We start from the raw sequence: 23,244 nt of genomic DNA, 5'->3' as shown, positions 1-23,244 counted from the left end.
GCCGCGCGCCGGTCGGCCGCGACTCCCCAGGCTTGGAACCCGCCGGACACGATCCCGTACGCCGCGAGTCCGGCGAGCGTGCCTTCACGGGGCACGCGCCGTCGGGCCGCAATGTCCCAGGCACGGAACCCGTCGGACACGATCCCGCGCGGCGCGAGTCCGGCGACCGCCCGTCCACCGGCCGCGCGTCGTCCGGTCGCGATGCCTCCAGCCGGGAATCCGCCGGGCGTGGTCCCGCGCGGCGCGATCCCGGCGACCGCGCGTCCACGGGGCGCGCGTCGGTCGGTCGTGATGCCTCGGGCCGGGAATCCGCCGGGCGTGGTCCCGTGCGGCGCGAGTCCGGTGATCGTGCGTCCTTCGGGGGCGCGTCAGGCGGCCGTGATGCCTTGGGGCGGGAATCCGCCGGGCGTGGTGGGGGTGGGCGGGAGTCGTTGGAGGGTCGGTCTGCTCGGCGGGGAGTCTCTGGTCGTGGGTCTGGTGGGCGGGGGGCGCGGCCGGTGGGGCGTCGGTCGCCGCGGCCGCGTGTGGACGGGCGTGTGCCGTCCGGTGGGGCGGGGCATGACCGGCCCGTGAGGAGCCGGTGGTCCGGGGGGCGGGGCTACTTCGTGGCGGCCGTCGTGCTCGGGGTGGTGCTGCTGGCCGGGGGAGCGGTGTTCGTGCTGCGCGGCGGCGACGAGGCCGCGCCCGCGCCCGCTCCCGAGGTGGGGCACGTGGCGCAGAGCGGGCCGTCTCCGGCGTCGTACTCCAGCTCCCCGTCGGACGAGGTGTACGCCGCGCTCGCCGACCGCGCGGGCGACCCGAAGCCCCTGACCGAGCGCGAGGCGTTCCCGTCGGCGGCGAAGAAGCTCGACGCCGACGGCGTCCCGGGCACGCTGACGCGCCGCGCCGAGCGGCTGGACGCCGACTGCACGGCCGCCGTGTGGGGCCGGGGCGTGGCCGCCGAGCTGATGCGGGGCGGCTGCACGCAGGCGGCCCGCACCCTGTACGCGGCGCCCGACCCGGAGCCGGGGCACGTGCTGTCGGTGACGGTGTTCAACCTGGCCGGACGGGAGGAGGCCGAACGTCTCGTCGCGGGCCTGGACGCGGCGCGCGGCGCCGGGTTCGTCCTGCCGCTGACGGCGAAGGACGCGGGCCAGGGGTTCGGGCGCGGCTTCGGCATGGCGCGCGGGCTGGCGCTCGGCCACTACGCGGTGGTGGCGTGGGCGGAGCGGCTGGACGGCCGGGGTGCGGAGTCCGACGAGGCGCTGCTGTCGCTGCTGATCGCGGGCGGGCAGCCCCCGGCGGTGCTGAACCGCGCCGCCCGGACCCGCTGACGAAGGCCCCCGCCAGAGCCCCGAACCGGCGCCCGGTTTGCGAACCTGCCGCTCCGGGCATCGCCTAAACATCGGCCTCCGGTGACGATGATCACCGAGGTCAGGGCGATATGTCCAAACATGGGCTAGGTATTCTGGTCTAAACCACTCGGGGACGACGACACATCCATGCCCGCCGCGAAGTTTCGCGATCCGGTCGTGTCGGGCATGATCCCGGCAGTGATGTAAGGTCTTCACACCGCAGCAGGGCCAACGTCGTCCCGGACTGCACTGACCTCAGAAGCAGTGACACGACGACGACGGGAGGGTTGATGGCTGCTGCTGCCCTCACACCGGGCCGCCCCCAGAACCAGGGCCTCTACGACCCGGCGAACGAGCACGACGCCTGCGGCGTCGGGATGGTGGCGGACCTGCACGGCCGCCAGAGCCATGACATCGTCCAGAACGCCCTGACCGTCCTGAAGAATCTGGACCATCGCGGCGCGGTCGGCGCGGAGCCCGACGACGGTGACGGCGTGGGCATCCTCGTCCAGATCCCGGACGCGTTCTTCCGCGAGGTCGTCGACTTCGCGCTGCCCTCGGCCGGCGCCTACGCCGCCGGTGTCGCCTTCCTGCCCGCCGACGCCGCCGAGCGCGCCGAGGCCGTGGCGCACGTCGAGGCGCTGTGCGCCGAGGAGGGCCTGTCCCCGCTCGGCTGGCGCGAGCTGCCGATCGACACCGCGTTCGCGGGCCCCGCCGCGCGCCGCGTCATGCCGCACTTCGCGCAGTTCTTCGTGACGGCCGCCGCCGACGGCCCGTTCGCGGGCACGACGGGCCTGGAGCTGGACCGCGTCGTGTTCTGCATGCGCGAGCGCGCCGAGCAGGACGTCCGCGTCTACTTCCCCTCGCTGTCGTCGCGGACGATCGTGTACAAGGGCATGCTGACGACGCCGCAGCTCGAACCGTTCTTCCCCGACCTGTCGGACCGCCGCTTCACCAGCGCCATCGCGCTCGTGCACTCGCGGTTCTCGACCAACACGTTCCCGGCGTGGGAGCTGGCGCACCCGTACCGGTTCGTCGCCCACAACGGCGAGATCAACACGGTCAAGGGCAACCGGAACTGGATGCGCGCCCGCGAGGCGCTGCTGAAGTCCGACCTGCTGCCCGGCGACCTGGCGCGCATCAACCCCGTCATCGACATCGAGGCCAGCGACACCGCGTCGTTCGACGAGTGCCTGGAGCTGCTGCACCTGGGCGGCCGGTCGCTGCCGCACGCGGTGCTGATGATGATCCCCGAGGCGTGGGAGAACCACACCGAGATGGACCCGGCCCGCCGGGCCTTCTACGAGTTCCACTCCACCCTCATGGAGGCGTGGGACGGCCCCGCCTCCGTCACGTTCACCGACGGCACCGTCGTCGGCGCCGTCCTGGACCGCAACGGGCTGCGTCCCGGCCGGTACTGGGTGACCGACGAGGGCTTCGTCGTGCTGGCGTCCGAGGCGGGCGTGCTGGACATCCCGTCCGACAAGGTCGTCCGCAAGGGCCGCCTCCAGCCCGGCAAGATCTTCCTGGTGGACACCGCCGCCGGACGGATCGTCGAGGACGACGAGGTCAAGGCCGAGCTGGCCGCCGAGCACCCCTACGGCGAGTGGCTGCACGAGGGCCTCGTCCGGTTCGAGGAGCTGCCGCACCGCGAGCGCGAGGTCCCGACGCACGAGACGCTCGTCAAGCGCCAGCAGACGTTCGGCTACACCCTCGAAGAGCAGCGGATCATCCTGACGCCGATGGCCCGCACCGGCGCCGAGCCGATCGGCTCGATGGGCACCGACACTCCGATCGCCGTGCTGTCGGAGCGTCCCCGCCTGCTGTTCGACTACTTCAAGCAGCTCTTCGCGCAGGTCACGAACCCGCCGCTGGACGCCATCCGCGAGGAGCTGGTGACCAGCCTCCAGTCGACCCTCGGCCCCGAGGGCAACCTGCTGGAGCCGGGCCCGGACTCCTGTCGCCGCCTGGTGCTGCCCACGCCGATCCTGGACAACGAGGAACTGTCCAAGATCATCCACATCGACGACGGCGGCGACCTGCCGCACCTGCGCGCCCACGTCGTGCACGGCCTCTACGACGTCGCCGGGGGCGGCGAGGCGCTGGAGGCGCGGCTGGAGGAGATCTGCGCCGAGGTGACGCGCGCGATCGACGACGGCGCCCGCATCCTCGTCCTGTCCGACCGGGGCGCCAACTCGGCGCGCGCGGCGATCCCGTCGCTGCTGCTCACCGGCGCCGTCCACCACCACCTGATCCGGGAGAAGACCCGTACGCAGGTCGGCCTGGTGATCGAGACCGGCGAGGCCCGCGAGTGCCACCACATGGCGCTGCTCATCGGGTACGGCGCCTCGGCGATCAACCCGTACCTGGCGATCGAGACCGTCCAGGACCTCATCGCCACCGGCGCCCTGCAGGACCTGGACCCCGACAAGGCGTCCCGCAACCTCGTCAAGGCGTACGGCAAGGGCGTCCTGAAGGTCATGTCCAAGATCGGCGTTTCGACGGTCGCGTCCTACACCGGCGCGCAGATCTTCGAGGCGATCGGCCTGGGCGCCGAGGTCGTGGACCGCGCCTTCACCGGCACCACCTCGCGGCTGGGCGGCGTCGGCTTCGACGTCCTGGCCACCGAGGTGGCGCAGCGGCACCGCCGTGCCTACCCGCCGGGCGGCAACGACCCGGCGCACCGCACGCTGGAGGTCGGCGGCGAGTACCAGTGGCGCCGCGAGGGCGAACTGCACCTGTTCAACCCGGACACGGTGTTCAAGCTCCAGCACGCCACCCGCACCCGCCAGTACGAGATCTACAAGGAGTACACCGGCAAGGTCGACTCCCAGTCCGAGCAGCTCATGACGCTGCGCGGCCTGTTCAAGCTCAAGGAGGGCGAGCGCCCGCCGGTGCCGATCGACGAGGTCGAGCCCGTCGCGGAGATCGTCAAGCGGTTCTCCACCGGCGCGATGTCCTACGGCTCCATCTCCGCCGAGGCGCACGAGACCCTCGCCATCGCGATGAACCGCCTCGGCGGCAAGTCCAACACCGGTGAGGGCGGCGAGGACCCGGCGCGGTTCACGCCCGACGCCAACGGCGACCTGCGCCGCAGCGCGATCAAGCAGGTCGCGTCCGGCCGGTTCGGCGTGACGTCGGAGTACCTCACCAACGCCGACGACATCCAGATCAAGATGGCGCAGGGCGCCAAGCCCGGCGAGGGCGGGCAGCTCCCCGGCCACAAGGTGTACCCGTGGGTCGCCAAGACGCGGCACTCCACGCCCGGCGTCGGCCTCATCTCGCCGCCGCCGCACCACGACATCTACTCCATCGAGGACCTCGCCCAGCTCATCCACGACCTCAAGAACGCCAACCCGGTCGCGCGCGTGCACGTCAAGCTCGTCGCCGAGGTCGGCGTCGGCACGGTCGCGGCGGGCGTGTCCAAGGCCCACGCGGACGTCGTGCTGATCTCCGGCCACGACGGCGGCACCGGCGCGTCCCCGCTGACGTCGCTCAAGCACGCCGGCGCCCCCTGGGAGCTGGGGCTGGCCGAGACGCAGCAGACGCTGCTGCTCAACGGGCTGCGCGACCGCATCGTCGTGCAGGCCGACGGCCAGATGAAGACCGGCCGCGACGTCGTCATCGCGGCGCTGCTCGGCGCCGAGGAGTTCGGCTTCGCGACCGCGCCGCTGGTGGTGTCGGGCTGCATCATGATGCGCGTCTGCCACCTGGACACCTGCCCGGTCGGCGTCGCCACCCAGAACCCGGTGCTGCGCGAGCGGTTCTCCGGCAAGCCCGAGTTCGTGGTGAACTTCTTCGAGTTCGTCGCCCAGGAGGTACGCGAGTACCTGGCGGCGCTCGGGTTCCGGTCGCTGGACGAGGCCGTCGGCCACGTCGAGATGATCGACACCCGCGAGGCCGTCGACCACTGGAAGGCCGCCGGGCTGGACCTGTCACCGATCCTGCACCGTCCGCAGGTCGCGGACGGCGCCGCGCTGCGCCAGGTCACCGGCCAGGACCACGGCCTGGAGAAGGCCCTGGACAACACGCTGATCCAGCTCGCCGAGGGCGCCATCGCGTTCGGTGACAAGGTCACCCTCGACCTGCCGATCCGCAACGTCAACCGCACCGTCGGCACGATGCTCGGCCACGAGGTCACCCGCAAGTGGGGCGGCGAGGGCCTGCCCGACGACACCATCGACATCGCGTTCACCGGGTCGGCGGGCAACTCCTTCGGCGCGTTCGTGCCGCGCGGCATCACGCTGCGCCTCACCGGCGACGCCAACGACTACGTCGGCAAGGGCCTGTCGGGCGGCCGCATCACGCTGCGGCCCCCGGCGGACGCGGCGTTCGAGGCCGAACAGCAGATCATCGGCGGCAACGTCCTGCTGTACGGCGCCACCGCCGGCGAGCTGTTCGCCCGGGGCATCGTCGGTGAGCGGTTCTGCGTCCGCAACTCCGGCGCCACCGCCGTCGTCGAGGGCGTCGGAGACCACGCCCTGGAGTACATGACGGGCGGCCGGACGATCATCCTCGGCCGCACCGGGCGCAACATCGCGGCCGGCATGTCCGGCGGCGTCGCCTACGTCCTGGACCTGGTCACCGAGCGCGTCAACGGCGAGATGGTCGACCTCGAACCGCTCACCGGCGAGGACGCCGACTTCGTCCGCGGCCTGGTGGAGAAGCACGCGGCCGAGACCGGCTCCACCGTCGCCGAGAAGCTGCTGGCCGACTGGGACTCGGCCGCCGCCCGCTTCACCAAGATCATGCCGCGGGACTACCGGCGGGTGCTCCAGGCGGCCGAGGCCGCCCGCGCCGAGGGCCGCGACGTCGACGAGGCCATCATGGCCGCCGCGCAGAGCTGAGAGGGGGACACCGCACATGGCCGACCCGAAGGGTTTCCTGAAAGTCGGGCGGGAGCTCCCCAAGCGCCGCCCGGTCGACGTCCGCATCAAGAGCTGGTCTGAGGTCTACGAGAACTTCGGCAACGACAAGCTGGAGAAGCAGGCCAGCCGCTGCATGGACTGCGGCATCCCGTTCTGCCACCAGGGCTGCCCGCTCGGCAACCTCATCCCCGAGTGGAACGACCTGGTCTACCGGCACGACTGGCGCGAGGCCATCGAACGGCTGCACGCCACCAACAACTTCCCCGAGTTCACCGGGAAGCTGTGCCCCGCCCCGTGTGAGAGCGCCTGCGTCCTCGGCATCAACCAGGACCCCGTCGCGATCAAGCGGGTCGAGGCCGAGATCATCGACCGCGCGTGGCAGGAGGGCTGGGTGCACCCGCAGCCGCCCGCCGTCCGCACCGGCAAGTCCGTCGCCGTCATCGGCTCCGGTCCCGCCGGGCTGGCCGCCGCGCAGCAGCTCACCCGCGCCGGGCACGACGTCAAGGTGTACGAGCGCGCCGACCGCGTCGGCGGGCTCATGCGCTACGGCATCCCCGAGTTCAAGATGGAGAAGCGCCACCTGGACCGCCGCATCGCCCAGATGCGCGCCGAGGGCACCGACTTCAAGACCTCGGTAAACGTCGGTGAGGACATCACCGCCGACGAGCTGCGCGACCGCTACGACGCGGTCGTGCTGGCCGGCGGCGCCACCGTCTGGCGCGACCTGCCGGTCCCCGGCCGGGAACTGCGCGGCGTCCACCAGGCGATGGAGTACCTCACGCCCGCGAACAAGGTGCAGGAGGGCGACTACGCCGTCTCACCGATCTCGGCCGAGGGCAAGCACGTCGTCGTCATCGGCGGCGGCGACACCGGCGCCGACTGCATCGGCACCGCCATCCGCCAGGGCGCCGCGTCGGTCACCCAGCTGGAGATCATGCCGCGGCCGCCGGAGGCGCGGCCCGGCTCCCAGCCGTGGCCGACCTACCCCATGCTGTTCAAGATGGAGAGCGCCCACGAGGAACTGGCCGAGCAGGGCGGCGACCGCGTCTACGCCGTCTCCACCAGCGCGTTCGTCGGTGACGAGGACGGCAACGTCCGCGTGCTGAAGATCGTCGAGGTGGGCGGTCCCGAGACCGGGTTCGCGCCCGTCGAGGGCACCGAACGGGAGATCCCCGCGCAGCTCGTCACGCTCGCCATGGGCTTCCTCGGCCCGCAGAAGGACGGCCTGCTGGAGCAGCTCGGCGTCGAGCTGGACCAGCGCGGCAACGTCGTCCGCGACCGCGACTACAAGACGTCCGTCGACGGCGTCTACGTCGCCGGGGACATGGGCCGCGGCCAGTCGCTCATCGTGTGGGCCATCGCCGAGGGCCGCGCCGCCGCGCACGGCGTCGACCGGCACCTCACCGGGCAGAGCGCCCTGCCGTACCCGATCCCGCCGACGGCCCGGCCGATCGCCTGACCGTCCACCCGACCGCCGCGCCCCCGCACGCCGGGAGCGCGGCGGTTCCGTCTTCGCGCCACTCCGGGGGGAGCCCACCGATGCCCAGCCGCCGAGCCGACGTCACCACCTGGTACCTGGAGCAGCGCGCCCCCGCCGACCTGCTCCCCGCCGCCGTCCCCGCCGAACCGGTGACCATCGCGCGGGCCGAGATCCCCAGCCCCGCCTTCAGCCGGTTCCTCTACACCGCCGTGGGCGGCGACTGGCACTGGACCGACCGGCTCGGCTGGACCCACGACCAGTGGCAGGGCTGGCTCGACCGCCCCGGCGTCGAGACGTGGGTCGCCCACGTCCGCGGCACCCCCGCCGGATACGCCGAACTCGACCCGCAACCCGGCGGCGACGTCGAGATCGTCTGCTTCGGGCTGCTGCCCGCCTTCACCGGACGCGGCCTCGGCGGCCACCTGCTCGGCGTCGCCGCCGCCCGCGCCTGGGACCTCGCCGGCCGCTGGCCGGACCGTTCCCCGACCACCCGCGTGTGGCTGCACACGTGCTCGCTGGACTCGCCCGCCGCGCTGCGCAACTACCAGGCGCGCGGCTTCCGCGTCCACGACGTCCGCACCGCCGACACCAGCGTCGGCCACGAACCGCCCGGCCCCTGGCCCGGCGCCCGCTAGGGGAGCGGCCTGCGCGCGGTGAGGCAGTAGACGCCGCCCGCCGGGTCCGCCATGACCGTCCAGTCGCCGAACACCTCGACGACGCGGGCGCCCTCGGACACGTGCCAGGCCGTCGCCGCCGCCACGTCCGAGCAGGACAGGTCCAGATGCGCCGACGGCGGCGTCTCGTCCGCGCGGCGCTGCACCAGCAGCCGCACCGGCAGCGACCCCTGCGGCACCAGCTTGGTGAACTCCGGGTGATCCGAGGCCGCCACGGGCCAGCCCGTCAGCGACGACCAGAACTCCAGCTCCGCCGCGTGCGCCGACGGCGGGACGTCCAGGCAGAGCTGGTCCACCCGGGTCCGCACCCCGCCCGACCCCTCCGCCGCCGGAGGCCGCTCCAGCGACCCGTCCCACGCCGTCAGGCAGAACCCCTGCCCCGCCGGCGTCGTGAACACCGCCAGCCCCTCGGCCTCACCGACCGCGACCGCGCCCAGCGACCGCGCCACCCGCACCGCCGCCGCCAGATCCGCGACCGCCAGGTCCAGGTGGGCGCCGCCGTCGCCGTCCCGGACGCCCTGCAACCGCAGGTGCGCGTCGCCCGACGGGGGCAGCAGCGTCGCGAACTCGCCGTCGGCGCCGCGCCGCTCCGACAGGCGCGTCCCGGTGACCGCCGTCCAGAACCGCGCGGCCTCCTCGAACCGGGCCAGCGGCCGGTCAGCGAACACGGTGCTCCACCCGATCAACACGCCCGGCGCTCCTGTCGTGATCTGTGCCGAATTCGGCCGTCCCACAGTAGCGGCCCGCCCCGCCGATGTCCGTTCCTTACAAGATCCACTCCGGGGCGGACGGCTAGTGTCACCGCCATGACCTCGCTCGACGCGGACGGCCTCGCCGCCGCCGAAGACTTCCTGCACCGGACCGCGCGCCTCCTGGACCGGCACCGCTTCGCCCTGCACTTCCGCGGCGGCCCCGCCACCGCCGTCCTCGCCGCCCTCGCCCCCTACGCCAACCCCGACGGCGGCTACGGGCACGCCCTCGAACCCGACCTGCGCGGCCCCGAATCACAGCCCGTCCCCGCCCAGCTCGCACTGGAGACCATGCTCGAAGCCGGGTCCGGCGACCCCGAACCCGTCGCCGCCCACCTCGCCTCGATCGCCCGGCCCGACGGGGGAGTGCCGTTCGTGCTGCCCACCGTCCTCACCTCGCCGCGCGCCCCGTGGTGGCAGCCCGAGGGCGACGACCCGCCCGGCGCCCTCAACCCCACCGCCGCCCTCGCCGGGCTCCTGCACGCCACCGGAGCACGCCACCCCTACACCGCCGCCGCGACCGACTTCGCCTGGCGCGGCCTGGAGGCCCCCGGCTTCGACCCCGGCCCCTACGACGCCCTCAGCGTCCTCGCCTTCCTCGACCACGTCCCCGACCGCGACCGCGCCGAGGCCGCCTTCACCCGGCACCGCGACGCCCTCGCCGCCACCGCCGCCCTCGACCCCGAAGCCGAGGGGCACGTCCACTCGCCGCTCGACCTCGCGCCGCACCCCGGCGGATACGGCCGCCGCCTCTTCGAGCAGGCCGACATCGACCGGCACCTGGACCACGTCCTCGCCACCCGCGCCGACGACGGCGGCTGGGACGTCAACTTCCCGTCCTGGGCACCGGCCACCGGCCCCGAATGGCGCGGCGTGATCACCGTCGCGCGGCTGCTCACCCTGCGCGCCTACGGACGCCTCACAGCAGCCGCGTGATCGGCACGCCCGCCAGCTCCCGCGCCTCGTGCGCCAGATGCGGCTGGTCCGCGTAACCCGCCGCGTACGCCGTCTCCGCCAGCGGCATCCCGGACCGCGCCAGCCGCAGCGCCCGCTGGAACCGCAGCACCCGCTGCACCGTCTTCGGGCCGTAGCCGAACAGGGCCACGGCCCGGCGGTGCAGTTGCCGCTCACCGAGCCCCAGCTCCCGCGCCGCGGCGCGCACCGGCGACCGCGCCAGCGCGTCCAGCAGCGCCGGTACGCGCGGGTCGGGGGCCGACCGGGCCACCACCGCGTCCGTCAGCGCCGCCAGCGGATCGGCCGCGTCCGCCAGCCGCGCCGCCTCGTCACCCCACAGCTCCCGCAGCGGCACCCGCGCGTCCCGCACCGACGCGAGCGGCACCCCCAGCACCGGCGCCGCCCGGCCCGGCGCCAGCCGCACCGCCGCCAGCTCCGCGCCCGGCTCGATCCGCGACGGCATCGGCCCGGTGTCCGGGCCCGCCACCAGGATCGCGCCGTCCCACCAGATCAGGTCCACGCAGCCGTCCGGCACCACCACCTGCGTGAACGCCGCCGCGTCGCCCGGCAGCCGCGCCCGCCACACGCACGCGACCCCCGCGCCCGCCGGGCCCGGCCGCTCCCGGTAATCCATGCCTCCCTGCATACCCCATGCCTCGCCGGGCAGAGGCCGAGGACGGACCCCGCAGCCAGGAGGACAGATCACATGACCAGCGCGCTCACCGGCAAGACCGTCGCGTTCCTCGTCGCGCCCGAGGGCATCGAGCAGATCGAGCTCACCCACCCCTGGGACGCCCTCAAGGACGCCGGCGCCACCGTCCACCTCGTCTCCACCGACGCCGGGAAGGTCCAGGCCCTGCACCACCTCGACAAGGGCGACACCTTCGACGTGGACGTCACCGTCGCCGAGGCCGACGTCAGCGCCTATGACGGGCTCGTCCTGCCCGGCGGCGTCGGCAACCCCGACTACCTGCGCACCGACGCGGACGCGGTCGCGTTCGTGAAGGGGTTCTTCGACGCGGGCAAGCCCGTCGCCGCGATCTGCCACGCCCCCTGGACCCTCATCGAGGCCGGCGCCGTGGACGGCCGCGTCGTCACGTCCTGGCCCAGCCTCAAGACCGACCTGCGCAACGCCGGAGCCACCTGGGTCGACGAGGAGGTCAAGGTCTGCGACCACGGCGGCAACCTGCTCGTCACCAGCCGGAACCCCGACGATCTGCCCGCCTTCACCCGCGCCACCATCGACGCCGTCGCCTCTTGACGGACGCCCGATTCTCCGGTGGTCTAGACCTATGGTCCGGACCATCGGATGAACACTCCGGGACCACATCCTGCACGAATACCCCTACCGGCAAGTAGGTAAGTAGCGTTATGCCCGTGACCCGTCGAGCGAAGATCGTCAGCACCATCGGCCCCGCCTGCTCCAGCGAGGAGCAGATCCGCGCCCTCGTGGACGCCGGGATCGACGTCGCCCGCCTCAACATGAGCCACGGCGACCACCCCACCCACGAAGAGGTCTACCACCGGCTCCGCGCCGCCGCCGACGCCACCGGACGCGGCGTCGGCATCCTCGCCGACCTCCAGGGCCCCAAGATCCGCATCGGGCGGTTCCCGGACGGCCCCGTCCGCCTCACCCTCGGCGACGACTTCACCATCACCACCGACGACGTCCCCGGCACCCGCAAAGAGGTCTCCACCACCTACGCGGGCCTGCCCGGCGACGTCTCGCCCGGTGACGCCGTCCTCATCGACGACGGCCGCGTCGCCCTCAAGGTCACCGCCGTCGACGGACCCCGCGTCCGCACCACCGTCACCGTCGGCGGCATGGTCTCCGACAACAAGGGCCTCAACCTGCCCGGCGTCCCCGTCAGCGTCCCCGCCCTCACCGACAAGGACGAGACCGACCTGCGCTGGGCCCTGCGCCTCGGCGTCGACATGGTCGCGCTGTCCTTCGTCCGCACGCCCGACGACGCCGAGATCTGCTACCGCATCATGGACGAGGAGGGCGTCCGCGTCCCCCTCATCGGCAAGATCGAGAAGCCGCAGGCCGTCGACAACCTGCCCGAGATCGTCGCCGCCTTCGACGGCATCATGGTCGCCCGCGGCGACCTGGGCGTCGAACTGCCCCTCGAACAGGTCCCGATCGTGCAGAAGCGCGCCATCGAGCTGTGCCGCGAGAAGGCCCGGCCCGTCATCGTCGCCACCCAGATGCTCGAAAGCATGATCTCCGCGCCCCGTCCCACCCGCGCCGAGACCTCCGACGTCGCCAACGCCGTCTTCGAGGGCGCCGACGCCGTCATGCTCTCCGGCGAGACCAGCGTCGGCCAGTACCCCGTCCAGTCCGTCGAGACCATGAGCCGCATCGTCTCCACCGCCGAAGAGGCGTCCCTGCACGCCACCCACACCCTCAACCGCATCCCCGAGACCGTCGGCGGCGCCATCGCCCGCGCCGCCGCCGAGGTCGGCGCGACCGTCGGCGCCGAGGCCCTGGTCGCCTTCACCATGTCGGGGGAGACGGCGCGGCGGCTGTCGCGCTACCGCTCGCCCATCCCGCTGCTGGCGTTCACGTCCGTGCCCGCCGTGCGCGGGCGCCTCGCCCACGTCTGGGGCGTCGAGACGTTCATCGTCCCGCACGTGAACCACACCGACGAGATGGTCCGCCAGGTCGAGCAGGCCGTCCTGGAGATCGGCCGCTGCCACAAGAACGACCGCGTCGTCATCGTCGCCGGCTCACCCCCCGGCACCCCGGGCTCCACCAACGCCCTCCGCGTCCACCGCATCGGCGACGCCATCGCCCACAACCCCGCCCAACCCTGACCCGTGGCCGGAGCGTCACCACCCCATCTCGATCCGGCCACGCTCCGGCCACCCCGGGAACCCCGTCACTCGTCCGGACGTCGGTACCGCGGCCGGACACGACGAAGCCCACCGCTCTGCGCGAACGGTGGGCTGCACGGTGCCCCGGGTGGGATTCGAACCCACACTGTGCGGGTTTTGAATCCGCTTTCTCTGCCGTTGGAATACCGGGGCGGGGCCGTACTGGGTGAAAAGCGGCCTGACCGGCCTTCGGCGCGCACTAGGCGCACCTGGCGCGGACCATGCTAGCCGGTCCCGGTAGTCTCGTGCGCGTGACGGAGAGCGCTCGGCGAGTTGTGATCGCAGAAGATGAGGCCCTGATCCGCCTGGATCTCAAGGAGATGCTCCAGGAGGACGGCTACGAGGTGGTCGGGGAGGCCGGGGACGGGGAGACGGCCGTGCGGCTGGCCGCCGAGCAGCGGCCCGATCTGGTGATCCTGGACGTCAAGATGCCCGTGCTGGACGGCATCTCGGCCGCCGAGCGGATCTCGGCCGACCGGATCGCGCCGGTCGTCATCCTGACGGCGTTCTCGCAGCGGGAGCTGGTGCAGCGGGCGACGGACGCGGGGGCGATGGCCTACCTCGTGAAGCCGTTCACCAAGACCGACCTCGCGCCCGCCATCGAGGTGGCGGTGAGCCGCTACACGGAGATGCGGGCGCTGGAGGCGGAGGTCGCGGGGCTCGGGGACCGGCTGGAGACGCGCAAGGTGGTGGACCGGGCCAAGGGCCTGCTCCAGGCCGCGCACGGCTGGACCGAGCCCGAGGCGTTCCGGTGGATTCAGAAGACGTCGATGGACCGGCGGCTGACGATGCGCGCGGTCGCGGAGGCCGTGGTGGCGGGCGCGGCGGGAGGGTCGGCCGCGGAGGCGCCCGCGGAGTGACCGGCGACGGCCCGTCCGGCTCCGCGTGGAACGCCCCATCCGGGGGGTTCCGGGACGCGCGGAGGGATTCTGCCGCGCGGTCACGCTGGGTCATCGTCGCTGGCCGGGACGGGTGGCGGATGGGCACGGAGCCGTAACGAACGAATAACCCTTCGATCGGAGGGTCCTCCTCTGGACCAACCGCAAGGTGTACGACATACCTGACTCCCGGGAGATCGCCCGTCGTTGTGGCGGCGGCACCGGGGGCTGACTCGTACCCGATCCCCTTCCGGATCCGGATGGAAAGGTTGACCACCTTGCGGCGCAACATCATGCGGGCGACGGGCGCCATCGCTCTGAGCGCGGTTCTCGCGGTCAGTGCGGCGGCCTGTGGCGGCGACTCGGACGGCGGCTCGGGTGACGGCGACTCCGTCACCATCGGCTTCATGGGCGACCTGACCGGTGAGAACTCGGGCATCGTGATCCCGCCGAACCGGGGCGCGAAGCTGGCGTTCGAGGAGTACAACGCCACCAACCCCAAGGTCAAGATCAACATCAAGGACTACGACAGCCAGGGCAAGGGCGAGCAGGCCGTGCCGCTGGCGAAGTCCGCGATCACCAAGGACAAGATCGTCGGCCTGATCGGCCCGGCGTTCTCCGGTGAGACGCAGCAGGTCGGGCCGGTGCTGGAGGAGGGCAAGATCCCGGCGGTGTCCCCGTCGGCGACGAACGCCGCCCTCACCAAGAACGGCTGGAAGTTCTTCCACCGCATCGTCGGCAACGACGACATCCAGGGCGCCGGTGTCGGCACCTTCATCACGAGCGGGCTGTCGGCGAAGAAGGTCTTCGTCATCCACGACAACTCCGAGTACGGCAAGCCGCTGGGCACGACGGTGGAGACGACCGTCAAGGGCAAGGGCGCGACGACGCAGGTCGGCGCGATCGACCCCGAGGCGTCGGACTACTCGGCGACGGTGAACCAGGCGAAGTCGTTCGGCCCGGACGCCATCTTCTTCGGCGGCTACTACGCCGCGGGCGGCAAGCTGATCAAGCAGCTCCGCGAGGCGGGCGTGAAGGCGCGCTTCCTGTCCGGTGACGGTTCGCTGGACAAGGGCCTGGCGGCGGGTGCCGGCGGCAGCAACGCCGAGGGCTCGGTCGTGGGCTGCCCGTGCCTGATCGACCCGACGGGCAAGGCGAGCGCGGCGTCGAAGAAGTTCGCCGACGCGTACAAGAAGAAGTACAACTCCGACGCGGCGATCTACGCGGCCGAGGGCTACGACGCGGCGACGGCGTTCATCGAGGCCGTCAAGGCCGGTAACACCAAGGCCGAGGACATCAACAAGTTCCTGTCCACGGTGGCGGTCCCGGGTGTCTCGAAGGAGATCAAGTTCACGCCCGAGGGCGACCCGGCGAGCAGCGCGATCTACGTCTACGAGGTCAAGGGCCAGACGCTGCCGCTGCTGGGCGACGCGAACACGGCCAAGCTCGGCTAAGGGCTCGTCCGCCCTCCGCGGCGTACGGACTCTTTGACGCGCAGGGGCGGGAGCGCCGACCGCGCTCCCGCCCTTCGACGAAGGCGACCTCATAGTGCTCAGTAACTTCATTGATCAGTTCTGGCCGTCCACGATCGACGGCCTGTCCCTGGGCGCGATCTACGCGCTCGTCGCCCTGGGCTACACGATGGTCTACGGCGTGCTGCGGCTGATCAACTTCGCGCATTCCGAGATTTTCATGATCGGCACCTTCGCGGTGGTCGGCGCCCTGGAGGTGCTCGGCATCTCGTCCCCGCTGGGGACGCTGCCGCTGATCGGGCTGATGCTGCTGCTGGCGGTGGTGGCGGGTGCCGCGTCCGGTGGCGCGGCGGTGCTGCTGGAGCTGGTGGCGTACCGGCCGCTGCGCAAGAAGGGGGCGTCGCGGCTGGCGGCGCTCATCTCGGCGATCGGCGCGTCGCTGTTCTTGCAGCAGTTCTTCGCGCTCGTGGTGATCCCGGTGCTGTTCGACCGTCCGAAGGAGGGCGGCAGGCTGCCGGTGCAGTCGAACGACTTCGCCGATCCGGTGGCGATCCGGTCGCTGTTCGGGCTGGACATCAGCGACATGGGGCTGCGCAGCGACAAGATCATCATCTTCGTCGGCGCGATCCTGATGATGGTCGCGCTGGACCAGTTCGTGAGCCGGACGCGGCTGGGCCGCGGTATCCGGTCGACGTCCCAGGACCCCGAGACGGCGGTCCTGATGGGCGTCAACATCGACCGCGTGGTGACGGTGACGTTCGCGCTGGGTGGCGCGATGGCCGGTGTGGCGGCGGCGCTGTACATGATGCGGTTCGAGGAGACCCAGTACATGGTGGGCTTCCTGCTCGGGATCAAGGCGTTCACCGCGGCGGTCCTCGGCGGTATCGGCAACCTGCGCGGTGCGCTGGTGGGCGGTCTGACGTTGGGGTTGCTGGAGATGTACGGTTCGTCGATCTTCGGGGCGGAGTGGCGTGACGTGGTCGCGTTCACGATCCTGGTCCTGGTGCTGATGTTCCGTCCGACCGGCATTCTCGGCGAGTCTCTGCAGAGGGCGCGCGCATGACCGGCGCGAAGGCGAGTGAGGGGGGACGCGTGTCCGGCGTCCGTAATCTCAGGGCGATGCCCGACCGGGTGCGCGACGGCTGGGCGGGTGCGTCCAATCCGGTGCGCTGGTCGGTGTATCTGGCCCTGATCGTGTTCGCGGTGATCCTGCCGGCGGACTTCATCGGCAACTTCATGTCGCCGGAGAGCGACTGGTCGACGCTGCTGTTCTTCCCGATCGGCGGGTACATCCTGCTGGCGCTGGGCCTGAACGTGGTGGTGGGGCAGGCGGGCCTGCTCGACCTGGGCTATGTCGCGTTCTTCGCGATCGGCGGCTACACGATGGCGATCCTGGGGAAGAACCTGGGCTGGAACTTCTGGGAGATCCTGGTCGTCGGCGTCGTGATCGCGGCGATCTCGGGGGTGATCCTGGGGGCGCCGACGCTGCGGCTGCGGGGCGACTATCTGGCGATCGTGACGCTGGGGTTCGGTGAGATCATCCGGATCACGGCGCGGAACACCGACGCGATCGGCGGCCCGAACGGCATCTCGGGCATTCCGCACCCTCCGTCGCTGTCGGAGTGGACGATCCCGGACGTGCAGCCGTTCACGTTCCTCGGTCTCGGCGACCTGACGCCGTTCACCTACGGCGCGCTGGACATGCGGCCGTACTACTACCTGATGCTCGCGGCGATCGTGGTGGCGATCGTGTTCGTGAACCGGCTGAACAACTCCCGCGTCGGCCGGGCGTGGATGGCGGTGCGCGAGGACGAGGACGCGGCGGAGCTGATGGGCGTCCCGACGTTCAAGTTCAAGCTGGCGGCGTTCGCGATCGGCGCGTCGATCGGCGGGGTGGCGGGCGTGGTGTACGGCTCGCAGGCCACGTCGATCATTCCGGCGAACTTCCCGTTCATCGTGTCGGCGATCCTGCTGGCGGCGGTGGTGCTGGGCGGTTCGGGGAACATGCCGGGCGTGATGCTGGGGGCGTTCCTGGTGGCGTGGCTGCCGGAGCGGTTCCGTGAGCTGCAGGACTACCGGGTGCTGTTCTTCGGGTTCGCGCTGGTGCTGATGATGGCGCTGCGGCCCGAGGGCCTGCTGCCGTCGCGGCGCCGCAAGGCGGAGCTGGCGGAGGGCACCGGCGGGATGGGCAGTATGGGCGCCGAGGTGGCGACCCCGACGGCCGACCCGCACGACGTGAAGCCGGAGGTGGCCAAGTGAGCGCGGAACGGGAGGCGACGCCGGTGTCCGGTGCCGGTTCGCCGAAGCAGGAGCCGTTGCTGGAGCTGCGTGACGTCGTCATGCGGTTCGGCGGCGTGGTCGCGATCAACAAGGTCCGGCTGGACGTGCGCGAGGGCGAGATCTTCGCGTTGATCGGCCCGAACGGCGCGGGGAAGACGACGGTGTTCAACGTCGTCACCGGCGTGTACCGGCCCACGGAGGGCCAGGTGCTGTTCGACGGCCGCCGGCTGGACGGCGTGAAGCGGTACCAGGTGACCAAGCGCGGGGTGGCGCGCACGTTCCAGAACGTGCGGCTGTTCCACAACATGACGGCCGTGGAGAACGTGATGGTGGGCGCGGACGCGCACCACCGGACGGGTCTGGCCGGTGCCGCGCTGGGGCTGCCGTGGCACCGCCGCGAGGAGCGCGCCGGGCGGGCGAAGGCGGCCGAGCTGCTGGAGTTCGTCGGGGTGGCGCACCGGGCGGAGGAGTCGGCGAAGAACCTGCCGTACGGTGACCAGCGGCGTCTGGAGATCGCGCGGGCGCTGGCGACGGACCCCAAGCTGCTGCTGCTGGACGAGCCCGCGGCGGGGATGAACCCGGCGGAGAAGGTCGCGTTGCAGGAGCTGATCCGCAAGATCCGCGACTCGGGCCGCACGGTGCTGCTCATCGAGCACGACATGAGCCTGGTGATGGGCATCAGCGACCGGCTCGCCGTGCTGGACTTCGGCCAGAAGATCGCCGAGGGGCTGCCGGTGGAGATCCAGAACGACCCGCGGGTCATCGAGGCGTACTTGGGGGCTCCCGCCGATGCTTCTTGAGGTCGAGGACATCCATGTCCACTATGGCAAGATCGCGGCGATCAAGGGCCTCTCGATCGAGGTCGAGCAGGGCGAGATCGTCACGCTCATCGGCGCGAACGGCGCGGGCAAGACGACGACGCTGAAGACGATCTCCGGGCTGCGTCCGCTGACGCGGGGCCGGATCGTGTTCGACGGCGCGGACATCAGCAAGATGCCGGGTCACCGGCGGGTCCTGGCCGGGATCGGGCAGTCGCCGGAGGGCCGGGGCGTGTTCCCGGGCATGACGGTGGCCGACAACCTGCACATGGGCTCGTACGCGCGCAAGGGCAGTGCCGAGAAGGAACTGGCCGAGGTCTACGAGCTGTTCCCGCGGCTGGCCGAGCGCAAGAACCAGATGGGCGGCACGATGTCCGGCGGCGAGCAGCAGATGCTCGCGATCGGGCGCGCCCTGATGGCCAAGCCGAAGGTGCTGCTGCTGGACGAGCCGTCGATGGGCCTGGCGCCCAAACTGGTGCAGCAGATCTTCTCGATCATCGTGGAGATCAACCGGCGGGGCACGACGGTGCTGCTCGTGGAGCAGAACGCGGCGCAGGCGCTGTCGATCGCGCATCGGGCGTACGTGCTGGAGACGGGCCGGATCGTGAAGTCGGCCCCGGCCGCGGAGCTGCTGGACGACCCGCAGGTGCGGGCGGCCTATCTGGGCTCGGGCGCCGACATGACGGTGGAGGACCAGGTCGCGGCGGAGAAGGCCGCGGCGGCTCCGGACGTGACGCGGGCGGACGGCGGCCCGCCGCCGGACGGCCCGGCGGAGGGGGACTCCCCGTCCTGAGCGCGGGGCGGCGGGGCGGGACGGGCTGCGGCCCGTCCCGCCCCGCTCGTCGTTTCCCGGACGGTCAGCGCAGCGGGACCTCGACGGGCGGTGCCTCGGCCGTGACCGCGCCGAGGGGCGCGGTGCCGACGAGCCGCAGCGCGGCCGGCTGCGTGGCGGCGGGGATGTCGAACCACAGGTCCATCTCGGTGCGCATCCCCGCGCCGAGGTCGAGGGTGTCGGCGGGCTGGCGCTTGATGAGGGTGGCCTGGAGGTCGCGGGCGTGCGCGGCGCCGTCGGCGGTGCGGAGGCGCTGGGCGCGGACGTCGAGGCGCTGGCCGGTGCGTCCGGTGTTCTCGACGACGAGGCGGACGCGGACGTAGCGTCCGCGCGGGGCGCGGTCGGCGTGGCTCCCGGCGAGGGTGGTGAGCCCGGCGGTGAGCCCGATGACCTGGAAGCGCAGCTCGCCGCCGGTGACGGGCGCGGCGCGGACGGCGCTCTCGCCGGGGCGGACGGTGCGGGCCGCGAGCGGGTAGGTGGGCGCCGCGTCGCGCGTGCCGCCCGGGTCGCCGGAGCAGCCCGTCAAGGCGAGTGCGAGGGCGGCCAGGACCGGGGCGATTCGCTCGGGCATGACCGGAACGGTAGAGGCCCGGCGGCGCGGGCGCGAGGGGGGAAGCGAACGCCCGGGATCACCTTTGGGGCCGCGCGGCCCGTCTCCGGACGCGCACGTTGTCTACTCGGTGATCCCGGGCCGCTCTGATCCACGGTAGCGACCGTGGGCACTCCACCGCAAAGGATGACGGGCCGGACGTTCGCCACATCGGCGTGCCGGTCAGTTCGGGGCGTCGCGGAGCATGCAGGTCAGGCGGGCGGTGCAGACGCGGCGGTCGCGTTCGTCGGTGATGACGATGTCGTAGGTGGCGAGGGTGCGTCCGCCGTGCACGCGGGTGGCGACGCCGGTGACGTGGCCCCGGGTCGCGGCGCGGTGGTGGGTGGCGTTGATCTCGACGCCGACGGCGATGCGGCCCTCTCCGGCGTGCAGCGCCGAGCCGATGGAGCCGAGCGATTCGGCCAGCACGCAGGACGCGCCGCCGTGCAGCAGACCGTAGGGCTGGGTGTTGCCCTTGACGGGCATGCGCCCGACCACGCGTTCGGGGGACGCTTCGAGCAGCTCGATCCCCATCGTGGTGCCGAGGTCGCCCTGCGGGTCGCCGGGGAAGAAACCCGGCAGGTCGCCGGAGCGTTCCACGCGGTCGTCGGTCATCGCCGTGCCTCTTTCGCCGTGCGGGCAGCGTCGGCGCGGTCCGGGTCGCGCGACGTCCCTCGAACTGTCGTACGCGCAGACTAGAGTCCTGGTGTGGCCACGACAGCACCGACCCCTGACAAGCCGAGACTCCTCCTCCTGGACGGGCACTCCCTCGCCTACCGGGCGTTCTTCGCGCTCCCGGTGGAGAACTTCGCGACGACCGACGGCCAGCCCACCAACGCGGTGTACGGCTTCACCTCGATGCTCATCAACGTCCTGCGCGACGAGCAGCCCACCCACATCGCGGTGGCGTTCGACCGGTCCGAGCCGACGTTCCGGCACGAGGCGTACGTCGAGTACAAGGCGGGCCGGCAGAAGACGCCCGACGAGTTCCGCAGCCAGGTCTCGCTGATCTTCGAGGTGCTGGACGCGCTGCGCATCCCGCGCCTGTCGGTGGCGGGGTTCGAGGCCGACGACATCATCGCGACGCTGTCGGTGCAGGCGACCGCCGCCGGAATGGACACGCTGGTCGTCACCGGCGACCGCGACGCGTTCCAGCTCGTCGACGAGTCGGTCACGATCCTGTACCCGATCCGGGGCGTGTCGGAGCTGGCCCGGATGGACCCGGCCGCCGTCGAGACCAAGTACGGGGTGCCGCCCGAGCGGTACCGCGAACTGGCCGCGCTGGTGGGGGAGAGCAGCGACAACCTGCCCGGCGTGCCCGGCGTCGGCCCGAAGACGGCCGCCAAGTGGCTCACCAAGTACGGCGACCTGGACGCCCTCGTCGCCCACGTCGACGAGATCAAGGGCAAGGCGGGCGACAACCTGCGCGAGCACCTGGCGTCGGTGCTGCGCAACCAGCAGATCAACAAGCTCGACTGCGACGTCGCGCTGGAGGCCGCCCCCGCCGAGCTGAAGATGGGCCAGTGGGAGCGCGAGGAGATCCACACCCTGTTCGACTCGCTCCAGTTCCGGGTGCTGCGCGAACGGCTCTACGCGTCGCTGTCGGCGGTCGAGCCCGAGGCCGACGAGGGCTTCGACGTCGACCTCCAGGCGCTGGAGCCGGGGGCGCTGGCGTCCTGGCTGGAGGAGAACACCGCCGCGGGCCGCACGGGCGTCGCGGTGACGGGCACGTGGGGGCGCGGCACCGGCGAGCTGACCGGCGTCGCGCTGGCGTCGGCGGCGGGCGCGGCCGTCCACCTCGACCCGGCCGAGCTGATCGCCGACGACGAGCGGGCGCTGGCGGCGTGGCTGGCCGACGCGTCCCGCCCCAAGGCGATGCACGAGGCCAAGGGGCCGATGCTGGCGCTGGCGGCGCGCGGCCTGGAGATCGAGGGGCTCACCAGCGACACGGCGCTGGCCGCCTACCTGGCGCTGCCCGGGCAGCGCACGTTCGACCTCGCCGACCTGGCCCTGCGCTACCTGCACCGCGAGCTGCGCGACGACGGCGACACCTCCGGGCAGCTCACGCTGGACGGCTCCGGCGAGGAGGAGGCCGCGCTCGACCTGGCCGTCCGCGCCCGCGCCGTCGGTGAGCTGGCCGACGTCCTCGACCGCGACCTGGAACGGCGCGGCGCGACGCGGCTGCTGCACGAGGTGGAGCTGCCGCTCGTCGGCGTCCTGGCGGGCATGGAGCGGGCCGGCATCGCCGTCGACGCCGACCACCTGGCGGGCCTGTCGGCGACGCTCGGCGGCCAGGTCAAGGAGATGGAGCAGCGCGCCCACGAGGCCGTCGGCCGCGAGTTCAACCTGGGGTCGCCCAAGCAGGTGCAGCAGGTCCTGTTCGACGAGCTGGGCCTGCCCAAGACCAAGCGCACCAAGACGGGCTACACCACCGACTCCGAGGCGCTGACGAACCTGCTCGCCAAGGACGGCCACCCCGTCCTGGAGCACATCCTGCGGTGGCGCGAGGTCGCCAAGCTCAAGTCCATCGTCGACTCGCTCATCCCGATGGCCGACGACGCCGGGCGCATCCACACCACGTTCAACCAGATGGTCGCGGCGACGGGGCGCCTGTCCTCCACCGACCCCAACCTCCAGAACATCCCGATCCGCACGGCCGAGGGCCGGCAGATCCGCGAGGCGTTCGTCGTCGGCGGCGGCTACGACACCCTGCTCACCGCCGACTACAGCCAGATCGAGCTGCGCATCATGGCGCACCTGTCCGGCGACGAGGCGCTGCTGGAGGCGTTCGGCACCGGCGCCGACTTCCACACGATCACCGCGGCGCGGGTGTTCGACCTGCCCCCCGAGGAGATCGACTCAGAGCTGCGCGCCCGCATCAAGGCGATGAACTACGGCCTGGCCTACGGCCTGTCGGCGTACGGGCTGTCGCAGCAGCTCCGCATCTCCGCCGAGGAGGCCCGCGGCCTCATGGAGGAGTACTTCCAGCAGTTCGGCGGCGTCCGCGACTACCTCCAGGACGTCGTCGCGCGCGCCCGCCAGGACGGCTACACCGAGACCATCCTCGGCCGCCGCCGCTACCTCCCCGACCTCAACTCCGACAACCGGCAGCGCCGCGAGATGGCCGAGCGCATGGCCCTCAACGCCCCCATCCAGGGATCGGCCGCCGACATCGTCAAGGTCGCCAGCCTCCGCGTCGACCAGGCCCTGCGCGACCGGTCCCTGGAGTCCCGCATCCTCTTGCAGGTCCACGACGAACTCGTCCTGGAGGTCGCGCCCGGCGAACACGACGCCCTCAGCGACCTGGTCCGCGCCCAGATGGCCGGCGCCTACGACCTCAAGGCGCCCCTGGAGGTCTCCATGGGCACCGGCCGCACCTGGCAGGAGGCCGCCCACTAGGCGGGCGCCGCGCCGAGGAGAGAGACGACGGCGGCGCGGC

18 protein-coding genes and 1 tRNA gene are annotated in these 23,244 nt (G+C 72.2%); 14 read left to right on the top strand and 5 right to left on the bottom strand.

Features of this window, described 5'->3' with window-relative positions:
* Nucleotides 1–569 precede the first annotated feature (569 nt).
* The 4 genes from C229_RS0121670 to C229_RS0121655 all read left to right on the top strand — a co-directional run bounded on the left by C229_RS0121670 (nt 570) and on the right by C229_RS0121655 (nt 8,317).
* On the top strand, nt 570–1,313 hold the full coding sequence (locus C229_RS0121670; RefSeq protein ID WP_155884972.1) for a hypothetical protein: 744 nt from the start codon (nt 570–572) through the stop codon (nt 1,311–1,313).
* A 311-nt stretch (nt 1,314–1,624) separates the two neighbouring features.
* Nucleotides 1,625–6,181: a glutamate synthase large subunit gene (gltB, locus tag C229_RS0121665; protein WP_026314035.1), complete on the top strand. Its 4,557-nt coding sequence runs from the start codon at nt 1,625–1,627 to the stop codon at nt 6,179–6,181.
* Between the two features lie 16 nt (nt 6,182–6,197).
* On the top strand, nt 6,198–7,661 hold the full coding sequence (locus C229_RS0121660; RefSeq protein WP_018657204.1) for a glutamate synthase subunit beta: 1,464 nt from the start codon (nt 6,198–6,200) through the stop codon (nt 7,659–7,661).
* An 80-nt stretch (nt 7,662–7,741) separates the two neighbouring features.
* Nucleotides 7,742–8,317 (top strand): GNAT family N-acetyltransferase, encoded by a 576-nt coding sequence (locus C229_RS0121655; RefSeq protein ID WP_018657203.1) that lies wholly within the window; start codon nt 7,742–7,744, stop codon nt 8,315–8,317.
* On the opposite strand, the gene C229_RS0121650 is transcribed toward C229_RS0121655, so the two are convergent.
* Nucleotides 8,314–9,024 carry a VOC family protein gene (locus tag C229_RS0121650; protein WP_205624530.1) on the bottom strand — a complete coding sequence of 237 codons (711 nt, stop codon included), beginning with the start codon at nt 9,022–9,024 and terminating at the stop codon, nt 8,314–8,316. The genes C229_RS0121655 and C229_RS0121650 overlap by 4 nt on opposite strands.
* A 138-nt stretch (nt 9,025–9,162) precedes the next feature.
* On the opposite strand from C229_RS0121650, the gene C229_RS0121645 reads away from it, so the two are divergent.
* Nucleotides 9,163–10,041, top strand: coding sequence for a hypothetical protein (locus tag C229_RS0121645; protein ID WP_018657201.1), 879 nt, complete (start codon nt 9,163–9,165; stop codon nt 10,039–10,041).
* On the opposite strand, the gene C229_RS0121640 is transcribed toward C229_RS0121645, so the two are convergent.
* Nucleotides 10,025–10,693: a helix-turn-helix transcriptional regulator gene (locus C229_RS0121640; RefSeq protein ID WP_018657200.1), complete on the bottom strand. Its 669-nt coding sequence runs from the start codon at nt 10,691–10,693 to the stop codon at nt 10,025–10,027. The genes C229_RS0121645 and C229_RS0121640 overlap by 17 nt on opposite strands.
* A 72-nt stretch (nt 10,694–10,765) precedes the next feature.
* Between C229_RS0121640 and C229_RS0121635 the strand changes: the two genes are divergently transcribed.
* Both C229_RS0121635 and pyk read left to right on the top strand, forming a co-directional pair.
* The gene (locus tag C229_RS0121635) at nt 10,766–11,320 is read left to right on the top strand and encodes a type 1 glutamine amidotransferase domain-containing protein (RefSeq protein WP_018657199.1); all 555 of its coding nucleotides are present in this window, start codon (nt 10,766–10,768) and stop codon (nt 11,318–11,320) included.
* Between the two features lie 116 nt (nt 11,321–11,436).
* Nucleotides 11,437–12,876 (top strand): pyruvate kinase, encoded by a 1,440-nt coding sequence (pyk, locus tag C229_RS0121630; protein WP_026314033.1) that lies wholly within the window; start codon nt 11,437–11,439, stop codon nt 12,874–12,876.
* Nucleotides 12,877–13,016: 140 nt separating this feature from the next.
* On the opposite strand, the gene C229_RS0121625 is transcribed toward pyk, so the two are convergent.
* Nucleotides 13,017–13,089, bottom strand: a tRNA-Leu gene (locus tag C229_RS0121625).
* A 68-nt stretch (nt 13,090–13,157) separates the two neighbouring features.
* On the opposite strand from C229_RS0121625, the gene C229_RS0121620 reads away from it, so the two are divergent.
* The 6 genes from C229_RS0121620 (at nt 13,158) to C229_RS0121595 (ending at nt 19,177) form a co-directional block, all read left to right on the top strand.
* Nucleotides 13,158–13,796: an ANTAR domain-containing response regulator gene (locus tag C229_RS0121620; RefSeq protein WP_051109040.1), complete on the top strand. Its 639-nt coding sequence runs from the start codon at nt 13,158–13,160 to the stop codon at nt 13,794–13,796.
* A 296-nt stretch (nt 13,797–14,092) separates the two neighbouring features.
* Nucleotides 14,093–15,268, top strand: coding sequence for a branched-chain amino acid ABC transporter substrate-binding protein (locus C229_RS0121615; protein ID WP_018657196.1), 1,176 nt, complete (start codon nt 14,093–14,095; stop codon nt 15,266–15,268).
* 94 nt (nt 15,269–15,362) lie between these two features.
* Nucleotides 15,363–16,349 (top strand): branched-chain amino acid ABC transporter permease, encoded by a 987-nt coding sequence (locus tag C229_RS0121610; RefSeq protein WP_018657195.1) that lies wholly within the window; start codon nt 15,363–15,365, stop codon nt 16,347–16,349.
* A gap of 56 nt (nt 16,350–16,405) precedes the next feature.
* On the top strand, nt 16,406–17,545 hold the full coding sequence (locus C229_RS0121605; protein WP_018657194.1) for an ABC transporter permease subunit: 1,140 nt from the start codon (nt 16,406–16,408) through the stop codon (nt 17,543–17,545).
* A complete protein-coding gene (locus C229_RS0121600; RefSeq protein ID WP_018657193.1) occupies nt 17,542–18,366 on the top strand; it encodes an ATP-binding cassette domain-containing protein in 825 nt (274 codons plus the stop codon). Before C229_RS0121605 ends, C229_RS0121600 begins: the two co-directional genes overlap by 4 nt.
* Complete coding sequence (locus C229_RS0121595) at nt 18,356–19,177, top strand: ABC transporter ATP-binding protein (protein ID WP_018657192.1); 822 nt, start codon at nt 18,356–18,358, stop codon at nt 19,175–19,177. The genes C229_RS0121600 and C229_RS0121595 overlap by 11 nt, the downstream gene beginning before the upstream one ends.
* Before the next feature lie 64 nt (nt 19,178–19,241).
* On the opposite strand, the gene C229_RS0121590 is transcribed toward C229_RS0121595, so the two are convergent.
* Together C229_RS0121590 and C229_RS0121585 are read right to left on the bottom strand one after the other, a co-directional pair.
* Nucleotides 19,242–19,787: a DUF4352 domain-containing protein gene (locus C229_RS0121590; protein WP_018657191.1), complete on the bottom strand. Its 546-nt coding sequence runs from the start codon at nt 19,785–19,787 to the stop codon at nt 19,242–19,244.
* Between the two features lie 201 nt (nt 19,788–19,988).
* The gene (locus tag C229_RS0121585; protein ID WP_018657190.1) at nt 19,989–20,420 is read right to left on the bottom strand and encodes a PaaI family thioesterase; all 432 of its coding nucleotides are present in this window, start codon (nt 20,418–20,420) and stop codon (nt 19,989–19,991) included.
* A 93-nt stretch (nt 20,421–20,513) separates the two neighbouring features.
* Between C229_RS0121585 and polA the strand changes: the two genes are divergently transcribed.
* Nucleotides 20,514–23,204 carry a DNA polymerase I gene (polA, locus tag C229_RS0121580; protein ID WP_018657189.1) on the top strand — a complete coding sequence of 897 codons (2,691 nt, stop codon included), beginning with the start codon at nt 20,514–20,516 and terminating at the stop codon, nt 23,202–23,204.
* Nucleotides 23,205–23,244 lie beyond the last annotated feature (40 nt).

This window comes from Actinomadura flavalba DSM 45200 (assembly GCF_000374305.1).
In the GTDB taxonomy this organism is placed as follows: Bacteria; Actinomycetota; Actinomycetes; order Streptosporangiales; family Streptosporangiaceae; genus Spirillospora; species Spirillospora flavalba.
This window is presented reverse-complemented; position numbering and strand designations above follow the sequence as displayed.

Excerpts from the sequence above, each read along its gene's own strand:
- gltB (WP_026314035.1), top strand. The coding sequence starts at position 1,625 with ATGGCTGCTGCTGCCCTCACACCGGGCCGCCCCCAGAACCAGGGCCTC.
- C229_RS0121660 (WP_018657204.1), top strand. The coding sequence starts at position 6,198 with ATGGCCGACCCGAAGGGTTTCCTGAAAGTCGGGCGGGAGCTCCCCAAG.
- C229_RS0121655 (WP_018657203.1), top strand. The coding sequence starts at position 7,742 with ATGCCCAGCCGCCGAGCCGACGTCACCACCTGGTACCTGGAGCAGCGC.
- C229_RS0121645 (WP_018657201.1), top strand. The coding sequence starts at position 9,163 with ATGACCTCGCTCGACGCGGACGGCCTCGCCGCCGCCGAAGACTTCCTG.
- C229_RS0121640 (WP_018657200.1), bottom strand. The coding sequence starts at position 10,693 with ATGGATTACCGGGAGCGGCCGGGCCCGGCGGGCGCGGGGGTCGCGTGC.
- C229_RS0121635 (WP_018657199.1), top strand. The coding sequence starts at position 10,766 with ATGACCAGCGCGCTCACCGGCAAGACCGTCGCGTTCCTCGTCGCGCCC.
- C229_RS0121620 (WP_051109040.1), top strand. The coding sequence starts at position 13,158 with ATGCTAGCCGGTCCCGGTAGTCTCGTGCGCGTGACGGAGAGCGCTCGG.
- C229_RS0121605 (WP_018657194.1), top strand. The coding sequence starts at position 16,406 with ATGCCCGACCGGGTGCGCGACGGCTGGGCGGGTGCGTCCAATCCGGTG.
- C229_RS0121595 (WP_018657192.1), top strand. The coding sequence starts at position 18,356 with ATGCTTCTTGAGGTCGAGGACATCCATGTCCACTATGGCAAGATCGCG.
- C229_RS0121590 (WP_018657191.1), bottom strand. The coding sequence starts at position 19,787 with ATGCCCGAGCGAATCGCCCCGGTCCTGGCCGCCCTCGCACTCGCCTTG.
- C229_RS0121585 (WP_018657190.1), bottom strand. The coding sequence starts at position 20,420 with ATGACCGACGACCGCGTGGAACGCTCCGGCGACCTGCCGGGTTTCTTC.